This window comes from Erythrobacter sp. S227 (assembly GCF_057364925.1).
The window spans coordinates 2,681,317-2,701,840 of the sequence record NZ_CP200280.1 but is presented as its reverse complement, the minus strand read 5'-3'; the positions used below and the strand labels follow the sequence as shown (position 1 = coordinate 2,701,840).

General features: G+C 57.2%; 17 protein-coding genes. 7 read left to right on the top strand and 10 right to left on the bottom strand.

Features of this window, described 5'->3' with window-relative positions; all coding sequences use genetic code 11:
• The first annotated feature begins 80 nt into the window (after positions 1-80).
• Positions 81-395 carry a hypothetical protein gene (locus AC0V6Q_RS12855; protein WP_486168772.1) on the top strand — a complete coding sequence of 105 codons (315 nt, stop codon included), beginning with the start codon at positions 81-83 and terminating at the stop codon, positions 393-395.
• Here AC0V6Q_RS12855 and ruvC read toward each other — a convergent pair.
• Positions 392-874 (bottom strand): crossover junction endodeoxyribonuclease RuvC, encoded by a 483-nt coding sequence (gene ruvC, locus AC0V6Q_RS12850; protein ID WP_486168771.1) that lies wholly within the window; start codon positions 872-874, stop codon positions 392-394. The genes AC0V6Q_RS12855 and ruvC overlap by 4 nt on opposite strands.
• 89 nt (positions 875-963) lie before the next feature.
• Entirely contained in the window at positions 964-1,710 is a 747-nt protein-coding gene (locus AC0V6Q_RS12845) for a YebC/PmpR family DNA-binding transcriptional regulator (RefSeq protein ID WP_486168770.1), read from the bottom strand.
• 84 nt (positions 1,711-1,794) lie between these two features.
• Here AC0V6Q_RS12845 and AC0V6Q_RS12840 point away from each other — a divergent pair, with 84 nt between their 5' ends.
• Both AC0V6Q_RS12840 and AC0V6Q_RS12835 read left to right on the top strand, forming a co-directional pair.
• Entirely contained in the window at positions 1,795-2,643 is an 849-nt protein-coding gene (locus AC0V6Q_RS12840) for a CPBP family glutamic-type intramembrane protease (RefSeq protein WP_486168769.1), read from the top strand.
• A gap of 53 nt (positions 2,644-2,696) precedes the next feature.
• Positions 2,697-2,936 carry an HNH endonuclease gene (locus AC0V6Q_RS12835; protein ID WP_486168768.1) on the top strand — a complete coding sequence of 80 codons (240 nt, stop codon included), beginning with the start codon at positions 2,697-2,699 and terminating at the stop codon, positions 2,934-2,936.
• Here AC0V6Q_RS12835 and AC0V6Q_RS12830 read toward each other — a convergent pair.
• Positions 2,933-3,280, bottom strand: a complete 348-nt coding sequence (locus tag AC0V6Q_RS12830; RefSeq protein ID WP_486168767.1) for a heavy metal-binding domain-containing protein — start codon at positions 3,278-3,280, stop codon at positions 2,933-2,935. The genes AC0V6Q_RS12835 and AC0V6Q_RS12830 overlap by 4 nt on opposite strands.
• 86 nt (positions 3,281-3,366) lie before the next feature.
• Entirely contained in the window at positions 3,367-3,603 is a 237-nt protein-coding gene (locus AC0V6Q_RS12825) for a DUF2312 domain-containing protein (protein ID WP_348159160.1), read from the bottom strand.
• 260 nt (positions 3,604-3,863) lie between these two features.
• Between AC0V6Q_RS12825 and AC0V6Q_RS12820 the strand changes: the two genes are divergently transcribed.
• Complete coding sequence (locus AC0V6Q_RS12820; protein WP_486168766.1) at positions 3,864-5,042, top strand: adenylate/guanylate cyclase domain-containing protein; 1,179 nt, start codon at positions 3,864-3,866, stop codon at positions 5,040-5,042.
• Between the two features lie 6 nt (positions 5,043-5,048).
• On the opposite strand, the gene AC0V6Q_RS12815 is transcribed toward AC0V6Q_RS12820, so the two are convergent.
• Positions 5,049-5,363, bottom strand: a complete 315-nt coding sequence (locus tag AC0V6Q_RS12815) for a DUF1244 domain-containing protein (RefSeq protein ID WP_486168765.1) — start codon at positions 5,361-5,363, stop codon at positions 5,049-5,051.
• Between the two features lie 79 nt (positions 5,364-5,442).
• On the opposite strand from AC0V6Q_RS12815, the gene pyk reads away from it, so the two are divergent.
• Positions 5,443-6,948, top strand: coding sequence for a pyruvate kinase (gene pyk / locus AC0V6Q_RS12810; RefSeq protein WP_486168764.1), 1,506 nt, complete (start codon positions 5,443-5,445; stop codon positions 6,946-6,948).
• Positions 6,949-6,994: 46 nt separating this feature from the next.
• The gene (locus AC0V6Q_RS12805) at positions 6,995-8,002 is read left to right on the top strand and encodes an Abi family protein (protein ID WP_486168763.1); all 1,008 of its coding nucleotides are present in this window, start codon (positions 6,995-6,997) and stop codon (positions 8,000-8,002) included.
• Here AC0V6Q_RS12805 and gltX read toward each other — a convergent pair.
• Positions 7,999-9,327 (bottom strand): glutamate--tRNA ligase, encoded by a 1,329-nt coding sequence (gene gltX / locus AC0V6Q_RS12800; protein WP_486168762.1) that lies wholly within the window; start codon positions 9,325-9,327, stop codon positions 7,999-8,001. The two genes, AC0V6Q_RS12805 and gltX, sit on opposite strands and share 4 nt — an antisense overlap.
• A 95-nt stretch (positions 9,328-9,422) precedes the next feature.
• Here gltX and AC0V6Q_RS12795 point away from each other — a divergent pair, with 95 nt between their 5' ends.
• Positions 9,423-10,553 carry a serine hydrolase domain-containing protein gene (locus tag AC0V6Q_RS12795; RefSeq protein ID WP_486168761.1) on the top strand — a complete coding sequence of 377 codons (1,131 nt, stop codon included), beginning with the start codon at positions 9,423-9,425 and terminating at the stop codon, positions 10,551-10,553.
• A gap of 11 nt (positions 10,554-10,564) precedes the next feature.
• On the opposite strand, the gene AC0V6Q_RS12790 is transcribed toward AC0V6Q_RS12795, so the two are convergent.
• The 4 genes from AC0V6Q_RS12790 to rpoB form a co-directional block, all read right to left on the bottom strand.
• The gene (locus AC0V6Q_RS12790; RefSeq protein ID WP_486168760.1) at positions 10,565-11,005 is read right to left on the bottom strand and encodes a DNA-directed RNA polymerase subunit beta'; all 441 of its coding nucleotides are present in this window, start codon (positions 11,003-11,005) and stop codon (positions 10,565-10,567) included.
• Between the two features lie 88 nt (positions 11,006-11,093).
• Entirely contained in the window at positions 11,094-11,819 is a 726-nt protein-coding gene (locus AC0V6Q_RS12785) for a hypothetical protein (RefSeq protein ID WP_486168759.1), read from the bottom strand.
• 127 nt (positions 11,820-11,946) lie between these two features.
• Entirely contained in the window at positions 11,947-16,251 is a 4,305-nt protein-coding gene (gene rpoC, locus AC0V6Q_RS12780; RefSeq protein ID WP_486168758.1) for a DNA-directed RNA polymerase subunit beta', read from the bottom strand.
• Between the two features lie 70 nt (positions 16,252-16,321).
• On the bottom strand, positions 16,322-20,512 hold the full coding sequence (rpoB, locus tag AC0V6Q_RS12775; protein WP_486168757.1) for a DNA-directed RNA polymerase subunit beta: 4,191 nt from the start codon (positions 20,510-20,512) through the stop codon (positions 16,322-16,324).
• Between the last annotated feature and the right edge of the window lie 12 nt (positions 20,513-20,524).

Genomic DNA, 20,524 nt, shown 5'->3' with positions numbered 1-20,524 from the left:
CGTTCCCGGATTGCGCCATCAGGCTTAACGGACCCTTTAGTGTTTGTCCTTAAGGCGAGGTTGAACCTTGTAGGATGACCATGACCAAAACGCCTTTTAAATCCGCTCTGGCAAAACTCGCTCTTACCGCTGGCGCTGCTGCGCTCAGCTTTGCCCCTGTCGCAGCCTCTGCAGGCACGCGCGCCGGTGACAATGCGACTGTCTACGCGTCAGCTGAATCGCAGCCTGGTCAAGGTCGCGCCGCTGAAGGCGAGAAACTGGGCGCGAGCGCTCCGGCATATTTCATCCTCGCTGCCATTTTCGGGACGTGGGCAACCGTATTTATTGCCAAATCCTCGGACGTCTTGTTCGATGACGAGGATGAAGACGACGGCTTCCAGTCCGCGGGCGTCTAAACCCGTCCTGATTGCGCGCCCAAATGCGCATCTGCAATCGCGACCGCTAAGGCATCTGCGGCATCTGCACCGGCCACTTTTGCGCCGGGCAAAAGCACTTTGATCATAGCCTGCACCTGCGCTTTATCCGCGCCGCCGGTCCCTACAACCGCTTTTTTCACCAGCCGCGCTGCGTGTTCATTGACGTGAAGCGATGCGCCCCCGCAAGCGGCAAGGATGCATCCGCGCGCTTGCGCAAGCTTCAGAGTGGATTTGGGGTTTTCATTGACGAACACCTCCTCGCACGCCGCGCGGTCGGGGTTGTGCGTAGCGACAACCTCCACAATCCCTCTATGTAGCAACGCCAAGCGTTCGGCCATCGGGGCCTTGGCATTCGTTTTGATCTGGCCGTTGGCAATATGGATCAGACGCGAGCCCTCGCTGCGAACAACGCCCCAGCCTGTGCAGGTTAGCGATGGATCGAGGCCCAAAATTACCATTCAAAGCCCCACCATAAATCCAAGCCGCCACGCAATCGCGAGCGCAAACGCCGTCAGCAGCGCGGTTAGAAAAAGCAGTTCGAGCTTCTTCAAACGTCGAGTTTATCCATCACTTCATCGCTGATTTCGTAATTGCCCCAGACGGTTTGCACGTCGTCATCGTCATCAAGCGTATCGATGAGTTTCAGAAGCGTGCCAGCGCCTTTCTCGTCCATCTCGACAGTGAGGTTCGGCTTCCACGCAAGTTTGACTTCTTTTGCTTCGCCCAGAGCCTTCTCAAGCTCTGACGATACGCCGTGCAGTTCTTCGGGCGCGGTCCAGATGGTGTGGCCATCTTCAGACGATTCGATGTCGTCCGCGCCTGCTTCCATTGCCGCTTCGAGTACGGTGTCCTCATCGCCTGCTTCTGCCGGATATTCGATCATTCCAACGCGTTCAAACCCGTGAGCAACAGAGCCCTCTGTGCCAAGGTTTCCGCCGTTCTTGGAGAAGGCTGTGCGAACAGCCGTAGCAGTGCGGTTGCGGTTGTCGGTCAGCGTTTCAACGATGATCGCGCTGCCGCCCGGGCCATAGCCTTCGTAACGGACCTCTTCGTAATTCTCGCCATCGGCTGCTGCGGCCTTGTCAATCGCGCGCTGGATGTTGTCCTTGGGCATGGATTGCGCTTTGGCGGTGTTGATCGCGAGGCGCAGGCGCGGGTTCATATCGGGATCAGGCGTGCCCATTTTGGCAGCAACCGTGATTTCGCGGCTCAATTTGGAAAACAGGTTAGAGCGCTTTTTGTCCTGCGCGCCCTTGCGGTGCATGATATTCTTGAATTTGGAATGGCCTGCCATTGGAAACTCTTTTTGCCAAAGATTTGGTCGGTTTGCGTTTTTTGCGCTGTTTTAAGCGTGAATTAGTGGGCATGCATTAGCCCCATGAGCGACATGACGACAACCCCCATCTCTGGCCCCATCTCTGGCCCCAACTCCGGCCCCATCTCCGGCCCCAACTCTGGCCCTATCAACGCGGCCGAAATCGAGGCCACTTTTGGCGATGGGACGCGTGATGCCGCCCTTGCGGCACCGGCCCCGACCCTTTTGGATGAATGGCGGCGCTTTGGCGCATTCCTGAAGCGTCCTACCCTTGACGTCGGCACCCAGAATGCGGGCGCTTTTACAGTGCTTGCACGCATATATGCCCTCGATATTGCGGCGATGGCGGTTTTGATCGGCCTTGCCAGCGCGTTGATCGCGGCGGGCGTCTACATCCCCGAAACCGCGCTTGCGGGTATGGAGTTTACGCCGGGGATCATTTTCGCAGTGGTGGTCGGTGCACCGGTTATGGAAGAGATCGCCTTTCGAGGCTGGCTTTCAGGCAGGCCGGGCCCGGTTCTGGCACTACTCCTTTTGGGAGTGGGCGTGATGGGGGCGGTGCTGCTCCACACATCCACGCCTGCCGGAGGCGCAGCGATCGGCCTTGCAGGTATCGTCGCAGCGGCGATCGCGCTGTTCGCGCTTCGCAAAAAGCCGGCGATGGGGTGGTTTGCGCGGAGTTTCCCGCTGTTCTTCTGGTTCTCAACCCTCGCCTTCGCGCTGGTCCACCTTTGGAACTTTGATGAAGGCTCGCTTGCGATCCTTCTGCCGCTGGTCCTGCCGCAGTTCATTCTGGGAATGATGCTGGGATATGTGCGGGTGCGCTTTGCGCTCTGGGCCGCAATTGCTCTGCACGCAGCGCACAATGGAACAGCGGTTGCGATTGCAGCCTTGGCAGGGCAGATGGGTTAGGAAGCCCCACTATCTGTTTTCCTGCTTGCTAGGTTACGTGCCAAGGTGACCTTATGGATTACAAAAGAAGGCGCCGAGTAAGGCAAAACCTGATCGTCAGACAAAAACATCGCTGCTATTACTGTGTGCGTGTTTTCGGTCCAAAGGGCTCTCCGTTGGAAGCAACCATCGAGCATTTGAGACCTCTTGCTGACGGCGGATCGAGCAGACAGAAAAACCTCGCCGCTGCTTGTCGCCATTGCAATCAGCACAGAGGCCGCCAGATGCAAGCTTCCCGCTCGGCCAGAGCCTAAATCTTAACCGCGGTCCCGCTGGCCGAGACCATCAGCATCGAGCCCGTGTCGCCGACCACCTCGTAATCAAGGTCAATCGCTACGACCGCATTTGCGCCTTTGGACGCGGCTTCTGCCTGCAATTCGGCAATCGCCTCGTCGCGTGCTTGCTTCAGGATGCGCTCATAGCTGCCCGAGCGGCCGCCTACGATGTCACGGATATTGGCAAACAGATCGCGAAACAGGTTTGCGCCAACGATCACTTCGCCAACGACAATACCGCAATATTCCTGAATCGGGTGCCCCTCCACCGTGGGTGTGGTGGTGACAAGCACGCCGCGCGCGTCTTTCCATGGTCCGGCCATTGATCATTCTCCCTTATGAGGTGTGTTATCCAAATAACACGCAAATACGGGAATTCAATGGCGGGTATCGCCGCCGGATACAGCGATCACATCATGCCAAGCGCAGACTTGTAGGTTTCAAGCACCATGTCCTGCTCGGAACGCTCATCCGGCTTCATTTTGCGAAGCTTGATGACCTGGCGCATGATCTTGGTGTCATAGCCCACCGCTTTTGCCTCGGCATAAACATCGCGAATATCATCGGCGATGCCTTTTTTCTCTTCTTCAAGGCGTTCAATCCGCTCAATCAACAAGCGCAGGCGGTCATCGGTGGCTTCGGCCATCGTCGGGGGTTCTCCAAAAGAATCGGTTAAACAGTTGGCGCTCCTCTAACAGGAGACGCGAAGGCTTGCAGCTTGTGTCTGTTTATTCTCCACCGATCTACCCACAACTTGCGCGAGGACGCCGATATTGTAGGGTCGCGGCACCGTTGGGTGCGCACATGATACGCACCTGACGCGCAGATGATACAGGCGAAGGGGGGTGAGCCAGTGGTCGAACGAGTAAAAGCGATTGGGGCTGCGCGCGCTCAGGAGAGGCTTGCATGACCCCTGACGAATTGGAAGTTGTCCCGTCCGAAACCGGCGCAAACGGCAATGTCGTCGTGTTTTGCGGCCATATGTTCAATGCCGGAAGCGATGCCGAAATCTCCCTTGCGCAGCGCATCAGCAACCACCTTGATGAACTGGATGTCACGGTCGGATACGGACCGCTCGCTTGCGGCGCGGACATTGTGATTGCCGAAGAGCTGTTAAAACGCGGGGCGGAGCTCAATGTCGTCCTGCCCTTTGCCGAAGAAGACTTCATCGATGAAAGCGTAACATCTGGCGGACATGATTGGGCAGAGCGGTATTACGCCTGCCGCAACGCTGCCAAAACGATCAACTTTGCAACGCCTAGCGATTATGTCGGTGACGACAATCAATTCGCCTACAACACGCTTTACGCCATGGGTCTGGCGCTATTGCGCGCCGAAAAGCGCAAATGTGAAGCATACCAAATCGCGGTTGTTTCCAACGAATTTGCAAGCTTCTCCTCCACCGGGATTGCCGGGACAAAGGCGGATATGAAGCTGTGGCAGGATCTGGGCAGGCGAACCATCACGATCCCTGCCGGCAATGTGCCGCGAAACCTGCGCTTTCCCAAAAGGGGCAAGATCGGCGACGGGACCAAGCGCGAAATCCGCTCTATCATCTTTGCCGATTACAAAGGTTTCTCGCGCCTTGGCGAACGCGAACTGCCCGAATTCATGCATGTCATCATGGGGCGCATCGGGCAGGTGCTCCACGACCACGGCGACCATGTGGAGTTTCGCAATACATGGGGCGATGCGGTTTATGCGGTCGTCGATCAGCCCAAAAAAGCCGCCGCAATCGCGCTCGCTTTGCAGGACGCCCTTAATGATATTCCGCGCGGGCTTGTCCCTTCGGGCGCGGTCGCCGGGATGCGTATTGGCGTGCACTATGGCCCGATCTGGGTTGGCACCGACCGGATCACCGGCAACCGTCTATGGTACGGCGGCGAGGTCAATCGCACCGCGCGGATCGAACCGGTGACGCCAGTAGGCGGGGTCTATTGCACCGAAAGCTTCGCTGCAGCGCTCCTCATGGACAATTGCCACGAGTGCAAATTCACATCCGTTGGCCGCGTATTGCTTCCCAAAAAATACGGCGAGGTCGAGCTCTACCATCTGGAGAGCGCTGGAAAGCTGGACAACTCTTGAGGTGGATCACTCCCGCTTGTTGAGAGCGATGCTGGCTTCCATCGCCGCCAATTGTTCATCGGTCGCCGGCTTTTGCCGGGTCGCTTTCCACTCATCCATCGGCATTCCGTGAATAAGCTCGCGCGCAGCCGCCTTGTCCCCTTCAAAACCGGCATCGCGAATCCAGTCCGCCAGGCAATTGCGGCAAAATCCGGCAAGGCCCATGAGCTCGATATTTTGCGCATCGTGGCGATATTGGAGATGGCTCACCAGACGCCTGAACGCCGCAGCAGCAACGGCATCGTCCAATTGGTCAAGATCGGAGGGAGTATTCGTATTCATGCGGGCTTTTCCTTGAGTTGCAATATGGCTGTGTCATAGCAAACGTATTACGTGATGGGCCAAAGGGATCAGCAGCGCCATGACAAAAAGCGACAACACTCGGATCGACCCCAAAATCGACCCAAGGATTGGCCCTCGGGGGCGCAAGGTCAAGATTCTGGCCACTATCGGCCCTGCCAGCCGCTCGCCGGAAATGCTGCGCAAACTGTTCAAAGCGGGCGCGGATGCTTTCCGGGTGAATATGAGCCACGGGACCCATGACGATCACGCAGAGGCGATCAAGGCAATCCGCGATCTGGAGAAGGAATTTGCCCGCCCGATTGCAATTCTGGCCGACCTTCAGGGGCCCAAGCTGCGCGTTGGCGAGTTTGCCGAAGGGCGCGCCGTCATCCGCCATTCGGGCCATTTCACATTGGACCGCGACCCAACGCCGGGTGACGAAACCCGCGTTTGTCTGCCCCACCCTGAATTGTTCGGCATTATGGAGCGCGGGCAGCGTCTGCTGATCAATGACGGCAAAATCAAGCTGGTGGTGAAAGAGGCGGACAAGGACCGGATCTTCTGTTCAGCCGAAGTCGGCGGGGTCATCTCAGACCGCAAGGGCGTGAACGTCCCCGATGCCGAGATACCGATCCCTGCCCTTACCGATAAAGACCGCAAGGATCTGGCCTTTGCCGTCCAGCACGGCGCAGACTGGATCGCGCTTTCTTTCGTGCAACGCCCCGAAGACATGGCCGAGGCGCGCAAACTTATCGCCGAGCATAAGGGCCGCAACACCGCCCTCCTTGCCAAGATTGAAAAACCCATGGCGGTCAATCGCCTGGCCGACATCATCGATATGGCCGACGGCATTATGGTGGCGCGCGGCGATTTGGGTGTCGAGCTTGAGCCTTACGAAGTGCCGCCGCTTCAAAAGAAGATCGTCAATGCGACACGGCGTGCGGGGAAGCCGGTGATTGTGGCGACACAGATGCTGGAAAGCATGATCGAAAGCCCGATACCGACCCGCGCCGAAGTCTCGGACGTTGCCAATGCGGTCTATGACGGGGCGGATGCGGTGATGCTCTCTGCTGAAAGCGCGGCGGGTGACTGGCCCGAGGAATCGGTGGCGATGATGAATGCAATCGCTCTGCAGATCGAAAACGACGAAGGCTATAAAGAGCGGGTGCGCCTGCTGGAGACGCAGCCTGATGCGACGACGTCGGATGCGCTTGCGCACTCCTGCATGACCATTGCCGACACCGTGCCGATCAGCGCGATCACCGTCTTCACCTCGTCGGGCTCCACCGCGCGCCGCGTTTCGCGAGAGCGGCCCGATACGCCCGTACTCGTCCTTACCCCAAGCGTCAGGACAGCGCGGCGCGTCGCCCTGTTATGGGGCGCGCATGCTGTGGTGACAAAGGACATCGGCAGCTTTGAAGAGATGATCGCCAAAGGCAAACGCATGGCCCTTCGCCATGGCTTTGGCGAACCGGGGTCAAAGCAGATTGTGCTGGCCGGTGTGCCGTTTGGAACGCCGGGCTCGACCAATGTGCTGCATGTGGTGACGCTTAGCGGGAAGGAATTGGAGGAGCGTGGGGATTAAAAAATCTATGTTCAAGCTTATTGATTTGTTGGGAATGAGTTGCTAATTGGAAGGCAATCGCACCCGCCCGGCCTCTTTCCTTTGTGGAAATGCACACTGGGCGGGTCTTTTTTTGCCTGTTGAGCGATATAGTAACGAAATGGCTCGAACCTATTCAAAACCTTCGCTTACTATCGACGAACAAATCAGTCATCTCGCCGAATGTGGAATGGTAATAGATGATAAAGATAGTGCTGCTTATTGGCTTTCACATGTCAGCTATTACCGCCTGAGCGCGTATTGGTTATATTTCGAGAGCCCGAAAGAGGAAGGTGACCCCCGATTTAGGCCGGGGGTAACGTTTCAACAAGCTACAGCTCTTTACGATTTCGATAGGAACCTGCGAAGGTTGGTATTTCGCGGCACCGAGCACGTCGAAGTCGCATTAAGGGGAAGCTGGGCATATCAGCTAGGTCAAATCGAAAACGGACACAGTTATCTGAACGCTGCGCTTTATCGCGACAGAGCCGAGTTCAATAAAAGCTTGGCGAGGCTCGCAAACGGCGTTGGACGTTCGCGCGAAACGTATATCAAGCACTACATGGCAGCGTATGACACTCCTGCCTTACCACCCGTTTGGATGGTCGCCGAGATGATGTCATTCGGTGAAATATCGCGCTGGTATTCTAACCTTCGTGATCGGTCGCTACGGAAGCGCATTGCCAATCCCCTTGGCCTCAATGAAACCGTATTTGTTCCCCTCGTCCGTCACATTAATGATATCCGGAATACATGCGCCCATCATGGGAGGCTTTGGAATCGAGGATTTAGAGCGCCGCCTAAACTGGCAGAAAAACCTCCCGAGCTTGCCCAATCGCTGGATAAAGCTGCGAACCAAGCGGGACTTCGGATTTATAACGGCCTGACAATGATCAATTACATTGTCCAGAAGGTCGCGCCGGACTCCAACTGGTCCAGCGACATCAAGCAAGTTCTCTGTAGCCACCCCGAAAATGCACTGAGCGATATGGGTTTCCCCAATGAATGGCAGGAAACTCCAATTTGGAGGGCCTAACCCGCTGCCTTCTCCAGCCGTGCCTTTGCCTCGGTTTCACCGATCAATGGCAATAGCTCGCCCATATCGGGGCCGTGGTTCATGCCGGTGAGCGCTTGGCGAAGCGGCAGGAACAATTGCTTGCCCTTGCGGCCTGTTGCCCCCTTCAAGGCAGAGGTCAGCGCGCTCCATGGGTCGTCGCCCCAGGTCAGCGTCTCAGCCGCCTGCGCAAGGTAGGTTTTGTCCTCGTCCGAGAATTCAGGTTGTTCGATCGGGCCGGTGACCAGACGCCACCATTCGGTGACCTCGCCAACGGTCGAGATATTGGGCTGAACCGCGTGCCAACCCGCCTCGTCCATGCCTTCCGGCAGGCGGTCTTTCACCGCTTCATAAGGCATGGCGTGAACAATCGCAGTGTTCAGCCGCTCCAATTCGGCATCGTCAAACTTCGCAGGAGCACGGCCAAAAGTGCCAAGATCGAAGGTTTCGAGCAGTTTCGCGCGGTCCGCAATCGGCTCTACCGGGAGCGACGTGCCAAGGCGTGCAAGCAGAGCGATGATCGCGATCGGTTCAATGTCCTTTTCGCGGAACGCATCGCAGCCGAGCGAACCCAGCCGTTTGGACAATTTGCCCTCTTTGCCCACCAAAAGCGCTTCATGCGCAAATTTGGGCGGGGCCGCACCCATGGCGGTGAACATCTGTATCTGCACGGCGGTGTTGGAGACGTGGTCTTCTCCGCGCAAGACCTGCGTCACGCCCATATCGACATCATCGACAGTAGACGGGAGCATATAGAGCCACGACCCATCGGCGCGGCGGATCACCGGGTCTGACAGAAGCTTTGCATCAAATTTGGTATTGCCGCGTACCCCGTCGGTCCATTCGATCACTTCGTCATGATCAAGCTTGAAGCGCCAGTGCGGCGCAATTCCTTCGGCTTCCTTTGCCGCGCGTTGTTCGTCGGTCAGATCAAGCGCACCGCGATCATAAATCGGCGGCAAACCGCGCCCGAGGAGCACCTTGCGCTTAAGCTCGAGTTCCTGGCTCGTCTCATAGGCTGGATAAATCCGGCCCGCTTCGCGCAGAGTGTTGAACGCCGCTTCATAGGCATCAAGCCGTGTCGACTGGCGCTCTTCACGGGTCCAGTTGAGGCCCAGCCATTTAAGGTCCGCACGGATGGCGTCGACATATTCCTCTTTGCTGCGCTCAGCATCGGTGTCGTCGATGCGCAGGATGAATTCCCCGCCCTCTTCTTGGGCGAGCATCCAGTTGTGGAGCGCAGTGCGGATATTGCCAACATGGAGCCGGCCCGTGGGCGAAGGTGCAAAACGTGTCGTGGTCGTCATAAAAGTTGCGCTAGCGCCAAAAGCGTTACAGTCCTAGCGGGAAAAGTGGCCTAGCGGGAAAAGTGGCCTAGGGGAAAAAGGGGAGAGCGCGCAAAATGGACGCAAGAAAATTCGAAGCGGCTGTTGAAGCAGCCGATTTGCCGGGGGCCGCTGCGATTGTGGTCGACAAGGAAGGCGCAATCTTTGCCCACGCTGTAGGCTCTGCGAGCACGGCGACTTTGGTGCCGATGGCTCTGGACACCAAATGCCAGATCGCGTCGATGACGAAAGCCCTCGTGTCTGCTGCTGCAATGCAATTGGTCGAACAGGGCAAGCTTCGGCTAGATGAGCCCATCGGTGCGCTTTTGCCTGATCTGGCCGAGCCCGACATCCTCACCGGCTTTGACGATGCGGGCGTTCCGCAACTGCGGAAAGCCACCCGGCCTGTGACCTTGCGCCACCTTTTGACCCATACCGCCGGGCTGGGATATTTCTTCGTCCAGAGCGACATCCTGCGATATTACATGCATGCCGGCATTCCCCAGCCGGGCGAGCGGGCAGGTGTTGAAATGCCGCTTATGTTTGAGCCCGGAGAACGCTGGGAATACAGTGTTGCAACCGATTGGGTCGGTTTCGCGGTGGAAGCTGCCAGCGGTATGCGGCTGCGCGATTATCTGACCGCATATGTGCTTGCGCCGCTGGGGATGAACGCGACCGCCTTTCACGATACCCCGCCTGACGGGCTGGCAAGCGTACATGTGCGCAAACCCGAAGGCGGTTTCGATATTTCGCCGGTCTTTCTGAGCAATGCCGAATTTGACAGCGGGGGCGGCGGACTGGTCTCAACCGCGCAAGACTACGCGCGGTTCTTGCGCGCGATGCTGCGCGGCGGGGAGCTTGACGGGACACGCATTCTGACAGCGGAAACGGTTGCAGAAATGGGCCGCAACCAGATCGGCGACTTGCGCGCAGGCTATATGGCCTCAAGCATGCCCGAACTTGCAGGGGCCTTCGACAATTTTCCCGATATGCACACAGGTTGGGGCCTTGGATTTCTGTTGAACCCGGAACCTGGCCCCAATGGCCGCGCTGCGGGAAGCATGGCGTGGGCAGGGATTTTCAATTCCTATTACTGGATTGATCCAGCGTCCGAAAAAGCCGGGGTGTTTGTCACCCAGATGTCGCCCTTTGGCGATCCCGGCGCGCTGGAGGCATTCGGCGCGCTTGAGCGGATGGCCTACAGTTAAACGCCAATAAGTCAGACTGCGGTAAACTCAGCCTCGACCAGTTCGAGGACGTTTTCCCACAGGCGCGTCGCGCGCTCATTGCGGATCAACCCGTCCACCGCGGCTCTGAATTTGGAGTAATCCCGGTCGGTTGCGGCCTCCAGGGCCGCTGCGATGGTTGCCTCATCATGGGTGAGCTTGCAGCAGCAAAAGCGCGAAACGTGGATGTTTTCCGGCCAGATCGCAGCAACCGTTTGGCTCAGAGCAAGAGCTTTAGCGGCCACGCTGACACTGTTCAGTTGCGCAGCAAGCTCCGGTATCGGATCGCGCCCCGCTCTCTGGTGGAGAGCGATAAGCCGCAGGGAATAGACAAACCGCGCCGCAATCGGACCCACAGTTTCGATGGAACGCTGCTGCGCCAGCTTGGCGATTGTGGCTTTGCTCTCGGCGGTCGGGACGGAATTGCTTGGCATGATGCTCCTTCACTGGTCTGTGGTGTGACTGTGAGGAGCATCATGGCCTAATTGCAAATGCTTCGCAAGAGCGAAAAGGTGGGGATTGTCACTTCGGCGCGATGTCGAATGTGTGCTCGATGTAGAGGAACACCTCGGTTTCGCTCGATTGCTGGAAATACAGATCGCCGTGAAGGCCAGTGATCGAGACGCCGTAGTCACTCCCAAACAGCTTCGCATAGGCGTTGGCTTCCCTGGCGATTTCACCGACGACAGCCCGTCGGTATTGTTCGGGATCGTCAATCGCGAGGCCGGTTGTGCCCACGTCGATAAAGGATCGGCCCGTTGCAGGGATCGCCTTTACAAATTCCTTGATCCGCTCGGATGTCGCGCGCACCGATGGATCATCGCCGCGCAAAGGGATGCGGGCATAAATCTGTACCCGGTTGGTGTCTGGCCGGTTGCCCCCTGCAAGGGGAAGCTGACGCATATTCGCCAAGGTCACAGGCTCCAGACCATACTGGCCCGCGACAACATCAATGCCCTCGGCATCAGCGCGCTTCAACGTTTCGCCCAGCATTGTGAAAAGCTCTTCGCGGCGTTCATCGAAATTGCGCGAGTCTGAACTCACGAACAGCGGCGTGACGAAATAATCTGCGCGCCGTGTTACCCCGATAGCGGATGGACCGCTGCCATTCCGGCTTGGGCCGAGATAAGCATTGAACGCAGAGCGGTCTTGGCGTGAGCCCGTAACAACGACAGTGTCTTGCGCGGTCAATGGCACAACCGGCGCGGCAATAGCGGTCGCACAAGCCAATAGAATCAAACGTTTCATAAAGTCCCTCCTCCAACAAATAAGCAGGCACGCTATGCCCGCAAACCAGACTGCAATCTGAACGGCCACAAAAAAGGCCCCGAAGGATCGCTCCTGCGGGGCCTCTTTTTAGGTAGACGCGCGTCGCTTATTCGCTGGCGTCGCCTGCGTCTGCTTCGGGTGCCGGTGCTGAACCGCCACCCATGGCTGCCTTCATCGCGTCTTCCGAAGAGACCGGATCAGCGGCCGGTTCTTCTTCTTTGACGCCCGCTGCTGCCAGCTTCTCTTGCTGCTTTTTCCAGGCAGCTTTGAGAGCAGCATCACGGCTCGAGGCAGTCACACGCATACGGTTCATGCCAGCGCCCGTCCCTGCCGGGATCAGGCGGCCCACGATCACATTCTCTTTAAGACCGATCAGCGTGTCTTTCTTACCTTCGACCGAAGCCTGGGTAAGTACGCGGGTCGTCTCTTGGAACGATGCGGCAGAGATGAAGCTGCGGGTCTGGAGCGACGCCTTGGTGATCCCGAGCAGGATCGGCGTGCCTTCGGCCGGCTTCTTGTTCTTGCCAAGCTTGGCGTTCACTTCGAGCATTTCGGCATAGTCGACCTGCTCGCCCGGCAGAAGCGTGGTGTCGCCGCCATTGGTGATCTCAACTTTCTGCAGCATCTGGCGAACGATCACCTCGATGTGCTTGTCGTTGATCTTCACGCCCTGCAGTCGGTACACTTCCTGGATCTCGTTGACGAGATACTCAGACAGTGCCTCAACGCCCATCACCTCAAGGATGTCGTGCGGGTTCGGCGCGCCGGAAATCAGGGTATCACCCTTTTTCACGAAGTCGCCTTCCTGCACGTCGATCACCTTGGTTTTGGGGATCAGGTACTCAACTGGATCACCCTCTTCCGGTACAATCGCGATCTTGCGCTTCGCTTTATATTCGCGAACGAATTCGATCTTGCCCGAAATCTTGGCGATGACCGACATGTCCTTTGGCAGACGCGCCTCGAACAGTTCGGCCACACGCGGCAGACCACCGGTGATGTCGCGGGTTTTTGCAGCCTCACGCGATGCACGCGCAAGAATGTCACCAGCTTCAACCGTTTGACCGTCTTCGACCGAGAGCGTGGTGCCCGGTGCAAGCATGTAGCGCTGTGCATCGGTTTCGTCCTCGATGGTCTGGCCTTCGCCCTGAAGGATCATGCGCGGACGCAGCTCTTCCTTCTTCTTGCGGCCGGTGGCGCGGTTTTCGGTAACCACGCGCTGCGCGATACCGGTGGCATCATCGGTCTGCTCTTCAAGCGTCGTACCCTCGACCAGATCCTGATACTTAACCACACCCGATTGTTCGGTGATGATCGGCAGAGTGAACGGGTCCCATTCAGCAAGGCGGTCGCCTTCTTTGACCTTCGCGCCGTTCTTGAACTTGATGACCGTACCGTAAGGCACTTTGTGCATCTCACGCTCACGGCCCTCGGCATCGATAACCGCGATTTCACCGTTACGAGCGAGCGACAGGATGTTGCCCTTCTTATCGGTGATCGTCGGCATATCGCGAAGTTCGACCTTACCGTCCGAAATCGCTTCAAGGTGCGATGTTTCGTTGAGCTGCGCTGCACCACCAATGTGGAAGGTACGCATGGTCAACTGAGTACCCGGCTCACCGATGGACTGCGCAGCGATAACGCCCACAGCTTCACCGATGTTCACAGGCGTACCGCGTGCAAGGTCACGGCCATAGCAGGTTCCGCACACGCCCTGCTCGCTCTCGCACAGCAACGGCGAACGGATGCGAGCAGACTGAACTTCAGCCGCCTCGATTTCCTTCACCATTGGCTCGTCGACCATGGTGCCAGCCTTGACGATCACTTCGCCGGTTGCAGCGTTGACGATGTCTTCGGCAACGGTGCGGCCAAGGATACGCTCACCCAGCGACGCGATGACCGAACCACCTTGAACGATGGCACGCATTTCAAGTGCGTTTTCGGTCTTACAGTCTTTCTCAACGATGGTGCAGTCTTGCGATACGTCGACCAGACGGCGGGTCAGATAACCCGAGTTTGCTGTCTTGAGCGCAGTATCAGCCAGACCCTTACGGGCGCCGTGGGTTGAGTTGAAGTACTCAAGAACCGACAGACCCTCTTTAAAGTTCGAGATAATCGGGTTCTCGATGATCTCGCCCGAAGGCTTGGCCATCAGACCGCGCATACCGGCAAGCTGTTTCATCTGCGCAGGGCTACCACGCGCACCAGAGTGGCTCATCATGTAGATCGAGTTGATGTCAGCCTCGCGGCCTTCTTTGTCGATGGGCTGTGCCTTAATCTCGGCCATCATCGCATCAGCAACCAGATCGCCACACTTGGACCAAGCGTCGATGACCTTGTTGTACTTCTCTTGCTGCGTGATGAGACCGTCCTGATACTGCTGTTCATAGTCAGCAACCAGCGACTTGGTCTCTTCGACCATGCCTTCCTTTGCGTCAGGAATGATCATGTCATCTTTGCCGAAGCTAATGCCCGCCTTGAATGCGTGGCGGAAGCCCAGCACCATGATGGCGTCAGCGAAGAGGACCGTGTCCTTCTGCCCGGTGTGACGATACACTTCGTCAATCACGTCACCGATGTCCTTCTTCGTCAGAAGGCGGTTGATGATGTCGTAAGGAACCTTGTGGTTCTTTGGCAGGCACTCACCGATCAACATACGGCCCGGCGTCGTTTCAAAGCGCCTCATGACGATGTTGCCATCTTCATCCGCTTGGGGAACGCGTGCCAGGATCTTGGAGTGAAGCGACACAGCCTTGGTCTCAAGCGCATGGTGCACTTCGGCCATATCGGCAAAGCGCGGCAGCTTCTCGACTTTGGTGCCGTCTTCATTCTCGAGGAATTCAGGGGTCTTTTCCTGACGCTCCATCGAGAGATAGTAGATACCCAGCACCATATCCTGTGACGGAACGATGATCGGCTTGCCGTTGGCAGGCGAAAGGATGTTGTTCGTTGACATCATCAAAACGCGCGCTTCGAGCTGCGCTTCGAGGCTGAGCGGTACGTGGACCGCCATTTGGTCGCCGTCAAAGTCAGCGTTAAAGGCCGAACACACCAGCGGGTGAAGCTGGATCGCTTTACCTTCGATGAGAACGGGCTCGAACGCCTGAATGCCAAGACGGTGAAGCGTTGGCGCACGGTTCAGAAGAACGGGGTGCTCACGGATCACTTCGTCAAGGATGTCCCAGACTTCCTTGCGCTCTTTCTCGACCCACTTCTTGGCTTGCTTGAGGGTCATCGAAAGACCCTTTGCATCAAGACGTGCGTAGATGAACGGCTTGAACAGCTCGAGAGCCATCTTCTTCGGCAAACCACACTGATGAAGCTTAAGCTCAGGACCGGTCACGATGACCGAACGGCCTGAATAGTCGACGCGCTTACCAAGAAGGTTCTGACGGAAGCGGCCCTGCTTGCCCTTGAGCATGTCAGAGAGCGACTTCAGCGGACGCTTGTTCGCGCCGGTGATGACGCGGCCACGGCGGCCGTTGTCGAACAGGGCATCAACCGCTTCTTGAAGCATACGCTTCTCGTTACGAACGATGATGTCTGGTGCGCGAAGCTCGATCAGGCGCTTCAGACGGTTGTTCCGGTTGATCACACGGCGATAGAGATCGTTCAAGTCGGACGTTGCAAAACGGCCACCATCCAGCGGCACCAGCGGGCGCAGTTCTGGCGGGATCACAGGGATCACTTCAAGGATCATCCACTCAGGACGGTTGCCTGATTCAATGAAGCTCTCAACCACCTTGAGGCGCTTGATGATCTTCTTGGGCTTAAGCGTCGACTTGGTGGTCGCGAGTTCCTCAAGCAGGTCTTCGCGCTCTTGCTCGAGGTCCAATTCCATCAGCATGACCTTGACCGCTTCTGCGCCGATGTCGGCGGAGAAGGCGTCTTCGCCATACTCGTCTTGCGCTTCCAAGAGTTCGTCTTCGGTGAGCAGCTGGAATTTTTCGAGCGGGGTCAGACCCGGCTCAACCACAACATAGCTTTCGAAGTAGAGAATACGCTCAAGCTGCTTCAACTGAATGTCGAGCAGGAGGCCGATGCGCGATGGCAGCGATTTGAGATACCAGATGTGCGCCACAGGAGCCGCAAGCTCGATGTGGCCCATACGCTCACGGCGAACCTTGGTAACGGTGACTTCAACGCCGCATTTTTCGCAAACGACGCCTTTGTACTTCATGCGCTTGTACTTGCCGCAAAGGCATTCGTAGTCCTTTACCGGACCAAAGATACGCGCACAGAAGAGGCCATCACGCTCAGGCTTGAACGTACGGTAGTTGATCGTTTCCGGCTTCTTGATCTCTCCGAAAGACCACGAACGGATGCGCTCTGGCGAGGCGATGCCGATCTGGATCTGGTCAAAGGTTTCCGGCTTAGCCAGCTGGTTGGTGAATTTTGTCAGTTCATTCATGACTGTGTTCCCTTGAGAGGGTGAAAACTTTTAGGCGGAAAGGTGGGAGGGGCCGCAAAGCCCACTCCCTCTATTCCGCTGCAATCGCGCCGAAATCGTCGTCGTCTTCTTCGCCGTCACCCAGCGAAGTCAGCTCGACGTTCATGCCCAAAGAGCGCATTTCCTTGACGAGAACGTTGAAGCTCTCCGGAATGCCTGCCTCGAAGGTGTCGTCGCCTTTGACGATGGCTTCGTAGACCTTGGTCCGGCCCACAACATCGTCCGATTTGACGGTGAGCATTTCCTGCAAGGTGTAGGCAGCGCCGTATGCTTGCAGTGCCCAGACTTCCATCTCACCAAAGCGCTGACCACCAAACTGCGCCTTACCACCCAGCGGCTGCTGCGTGACGAGCGAGTATGGACCGATGGACCGTGCGTGGATTTTGTCGTCGACCAGGTGGTGCAGTTTGAGCATGTAGATAATGCCCACGGTCACCTTACGGTCAAACGCCTCACCGGTGCGCCCGTCATAGAGCGTCGACTGGCCCGAGCTATCGACACCGGCCTTGACCAGATAATCGGTCACGTCAGGTTCGCGCGCACCATCAAAGACCGGCGTACCCATGGGCACACCTGCCGAGAGGTTGGTCGCCAGCTCAACGATGTTTGCAGTCGAACGGCTTTCGAGATCTTCGAAATACTGCTCGCCGTAAACATCTTTCAGACGATCAACGACAGCCTCTGGAGGCTTCACATCGGCATAGTCTTCGGCTGCATTCGGATTGGCCGCTTTCCACTCTTCGAGTTTTTCGGCGATATCCATGCCAAGGCCGCGTGCTGCAAAACCAAGGTGCGTTTCAAAGATTTGACCGACGTTCATACGCGACGGCACGCCCAGCGGGTTGAGCACAAGGTCAACCGGCGTACCGTCTTCGAGGAACGGCATGTCTTCGGCAGGAAGGATGCGCGAAATCACACCCTTGTTACCGTGACGACCGGCCATCTTGTCGCCCGGCTGAAGCTTGCGCTTCACCGCGACGAAGACCTTGACCATTTTGAGAACGCCAGGTGCCAGCTCATCGCCGCGCTCCAGCTTCTCTTTACGGTCGTCGAACTTGGCATCGATGAGGCCAACCGCTTCGTCATATTGCGACTTGATCGCCTCAAGCTGCGTTTGACGCGCATCGTCAGCAACCGCGAATTGGAACCATTCGTGGCGTTCGATGTCGGCCAGAACCTGCTCCGTGATTTCCTGACCCTTCTTGACGCCTTTCGGCGCGGCAGAAGCGGTCTGACCCAGCAGCATGTCTTTGAGACGGTTGTACGTCGCACGGTTCAAAATAGCGCGTTCGTCGGCGGCGTCCTTGCGAAGACGTTCAATCTCTTCGTTCTGGATCGCACGGGTACGATCATCGATTTCGATACCATGACGGTTGAAGACGCGAACCTCGACAACCGTGCCAGCGACACCCGGTGGCAGACGCAGCGAGGTGTCACGAACGTCGGACGCTTTCTCGCCAAAGATCGCGCGAAGGAGTTTCTCCTCCGGCGTCATCGGGCTTTCACCCTTTGGCGTGATCTTGCCGACGAGAATGTCACCCGGGTGCACTTCTGCGCCGATGTAGACAATGCCTGCCTCATCCAAGTTGCGCAGAGCTTCTTCGCCCACGTTTGGAATGTCGCGGGTGATGTCCTCTGGGCCAAGCTTGGTGTCGCGGGCCATCACTTCGAATTCATCAATGTGGATCGAGGTGAAGACGTCGTCTTTCACGATGCGCTCGGAAATGAGGATCGAATCCTCGTAGTTGTAGCCATTCCAGGGCATAAACGCGACGAGGCTGTTTTTGCCCAGCGCCAACTCACCAAGGTCCGTCGATGGACCGTCAGCGATAATATCGCCCGGCTCAATCGTCTCGCCCACTTTCACCAGCGGACGCTGGTTGATGCAGGTGTTCTGGTTGGAGCGCTGGAATTTCTGCAGCGTGTAGATGTCGACGCCCGATTGACCGGGCTCAACATCACCGATTGCACGGATCACGATACGCGTCGCGTCAACCTGGTCGACAATACCGCCGCGCTTCGCCGCAATAGCCGCACCGGAATCGCGCGCCACGGTTTCTTCCATGCCGGTGCCGACCCATGGTGCCTCTGCTTTCACAAGCGGCACAGCCTGACGCTGCATGTTCGAGCCCATAAGCGCACGGTTCGCGTCATCGTTCTCAAGGAACGGAATGAGCGAGGCGGCAACAGAAACGAGCTGCTTTGGCGAGACGTCCATCAAAGTGATCTGATCGTTTGGTGCCATCAGGTTGTCACCCGATTGACGAGCCGAAATCAGGTCTTCGACAAAAGTGCCGTCGTCGTTGAGTTCGGCCGAGGCCTGCGCAACGGTGTGCTTCTGCTCTTCCATCGCGGAAAGATAGATCACATCGCCGCTGACCTTGTTGTCTTTCACCTGACGATAGGGCGTCTCGATAAAGCCGTATTTGTTCACCCGGCTGAACGATGCCAGCGAGTTAATCAGACCGATGTTCGGGCCTTCCGGCGTTTCAATCGGGCAGATACGGCCATAGTGGGTTGGGTGAACGTCGCGGACTTCAAAGCCGGCACGCTCACGCGTCAAACCGCCCGGGCCAAGCGCCGACACGCGGCGTTTGTGGGTGACTTCGGACAGCGGGTTCGTCTGGTCCATAAACTGTGAAAGCTGCGAGGAGCCAAAGAACTCACGCACGGCCGCCACAGCAGGCTTTGCGTTGATAAGGTCGTTCGGCATCACAGTCGACACGTCGACGCTCGACATACGCTCTTTAACCGCACGCTCCATCCGAAGGAGGCCAACGCGGTACTGGTTTTCGAGAAGCTCACCAACCGAGCGAACACGGCGGTTGCCAAGGTTGTCGATGTCGTCAACTTCGCCCTTGCCGTCTTTGAGATCGACAAGCTCTTTGACCACCGCAAGGATGTCTTCCTTACGCAGCGTCGTCACAGTGTCTTCGGCATCAAGGCCAAGACGCATGTTCAGCTTTACGCGGCCAACAGCGGAAAGGTCATAACGCTCACCATCGAAGAACAGGCCTTCGAACAGAGCTTCTGCGGTTTCCTTGGTGGGAGGCTCGCCCGGACGCATGACCTTGTAGATCGCCTCAAGACCCTCATCACGGTTTTCAGCCTTGTCGACTTTCAACGTGTTACGGATCCAAGGGCCGGTGTTGATTTCATCAATGTCGAGAAGTTCAAGCGTATCAAAGCCCGCTTCATCAAGCGCTTCGATGTGCTCAAGCGTCACTTCGTCGCCTGCTTCGATATAGATAGAGCCGGTTTGCTCATTGATCATATCGTAAGCGGCATAACGACCGACGGCTTCCTCAGTGGGAAGCAGAAGGTCCGTCAAACCATCTTTCTGCGCCTTGTTCGCAGCACGCGGAGAAATCTTCTGGCCCGCTGCAAAAATCTCTTCGCCAGTCTTCGCATCAATCAGCGGGAAGGCCGGCTTCGCGCCGCGCCATGCCTCTGGCGTATAAGGGATTTTCCAGCCGTCTTTGTCCCGTGCCCACTTCATCGTGTCGTAGAAGTGGTGAAGGATACCCTCGCTATCGAGGCCCAGAGCATAAAGCAGCGCGGTCACCGGCAGCTTACGCTTACGGTCGATCCGCACGTTGACGATGTCCTTGGCGTCAAACTCAAAGTCGAGCCATGAACCACGGTACGGAATAACGCGCGCTGCAAACAGGAGCTTGCCCGAGGAGTGCGTTTTACCGCGGTCGTGATCGAACAGAACGCCCGGCGAACGGTGCATTTGCGACACGATCACGCGCTCAGTACCGTTCACGATAAAGGTGCCGTTATCGGTCATGAGCGGCATATCGCCCATGTAAACGTCCTGCTCTTTAATATCGAGAACGGAGCGAGTTTCGGTTTCCTGATCGACCTCAAACACGATCAGGCGAAGCGTTACCTTCATAGGAGCGGCGTAAGTGATCCCGCGCTGACGGCACTCGGTGGTGTCGTACTTTGGCTCTTCGAGTTCATAGTGAACAAAGTCGAGCTCTGCGGTGCCTGCAAAATCGCGGATCGGGAAGACGCTGCGCAGGGTCTTTTCCAGACCCGACACATAGCCCGTTTCCTTGTTCGAGCGCAGGAAGAACTCATAGCTCTCCCGCTGCACTTCGATCAGGTTGGGCATTTCGACGACTTCGTGAATATCGCCAAAAATCTTACGGATGCGCCGCTTTGCGGTACCCTTTGCCTGACGGCTACGGGTGGCTTTCGCTTTGGTTGCCATGGAGGAGTTTTG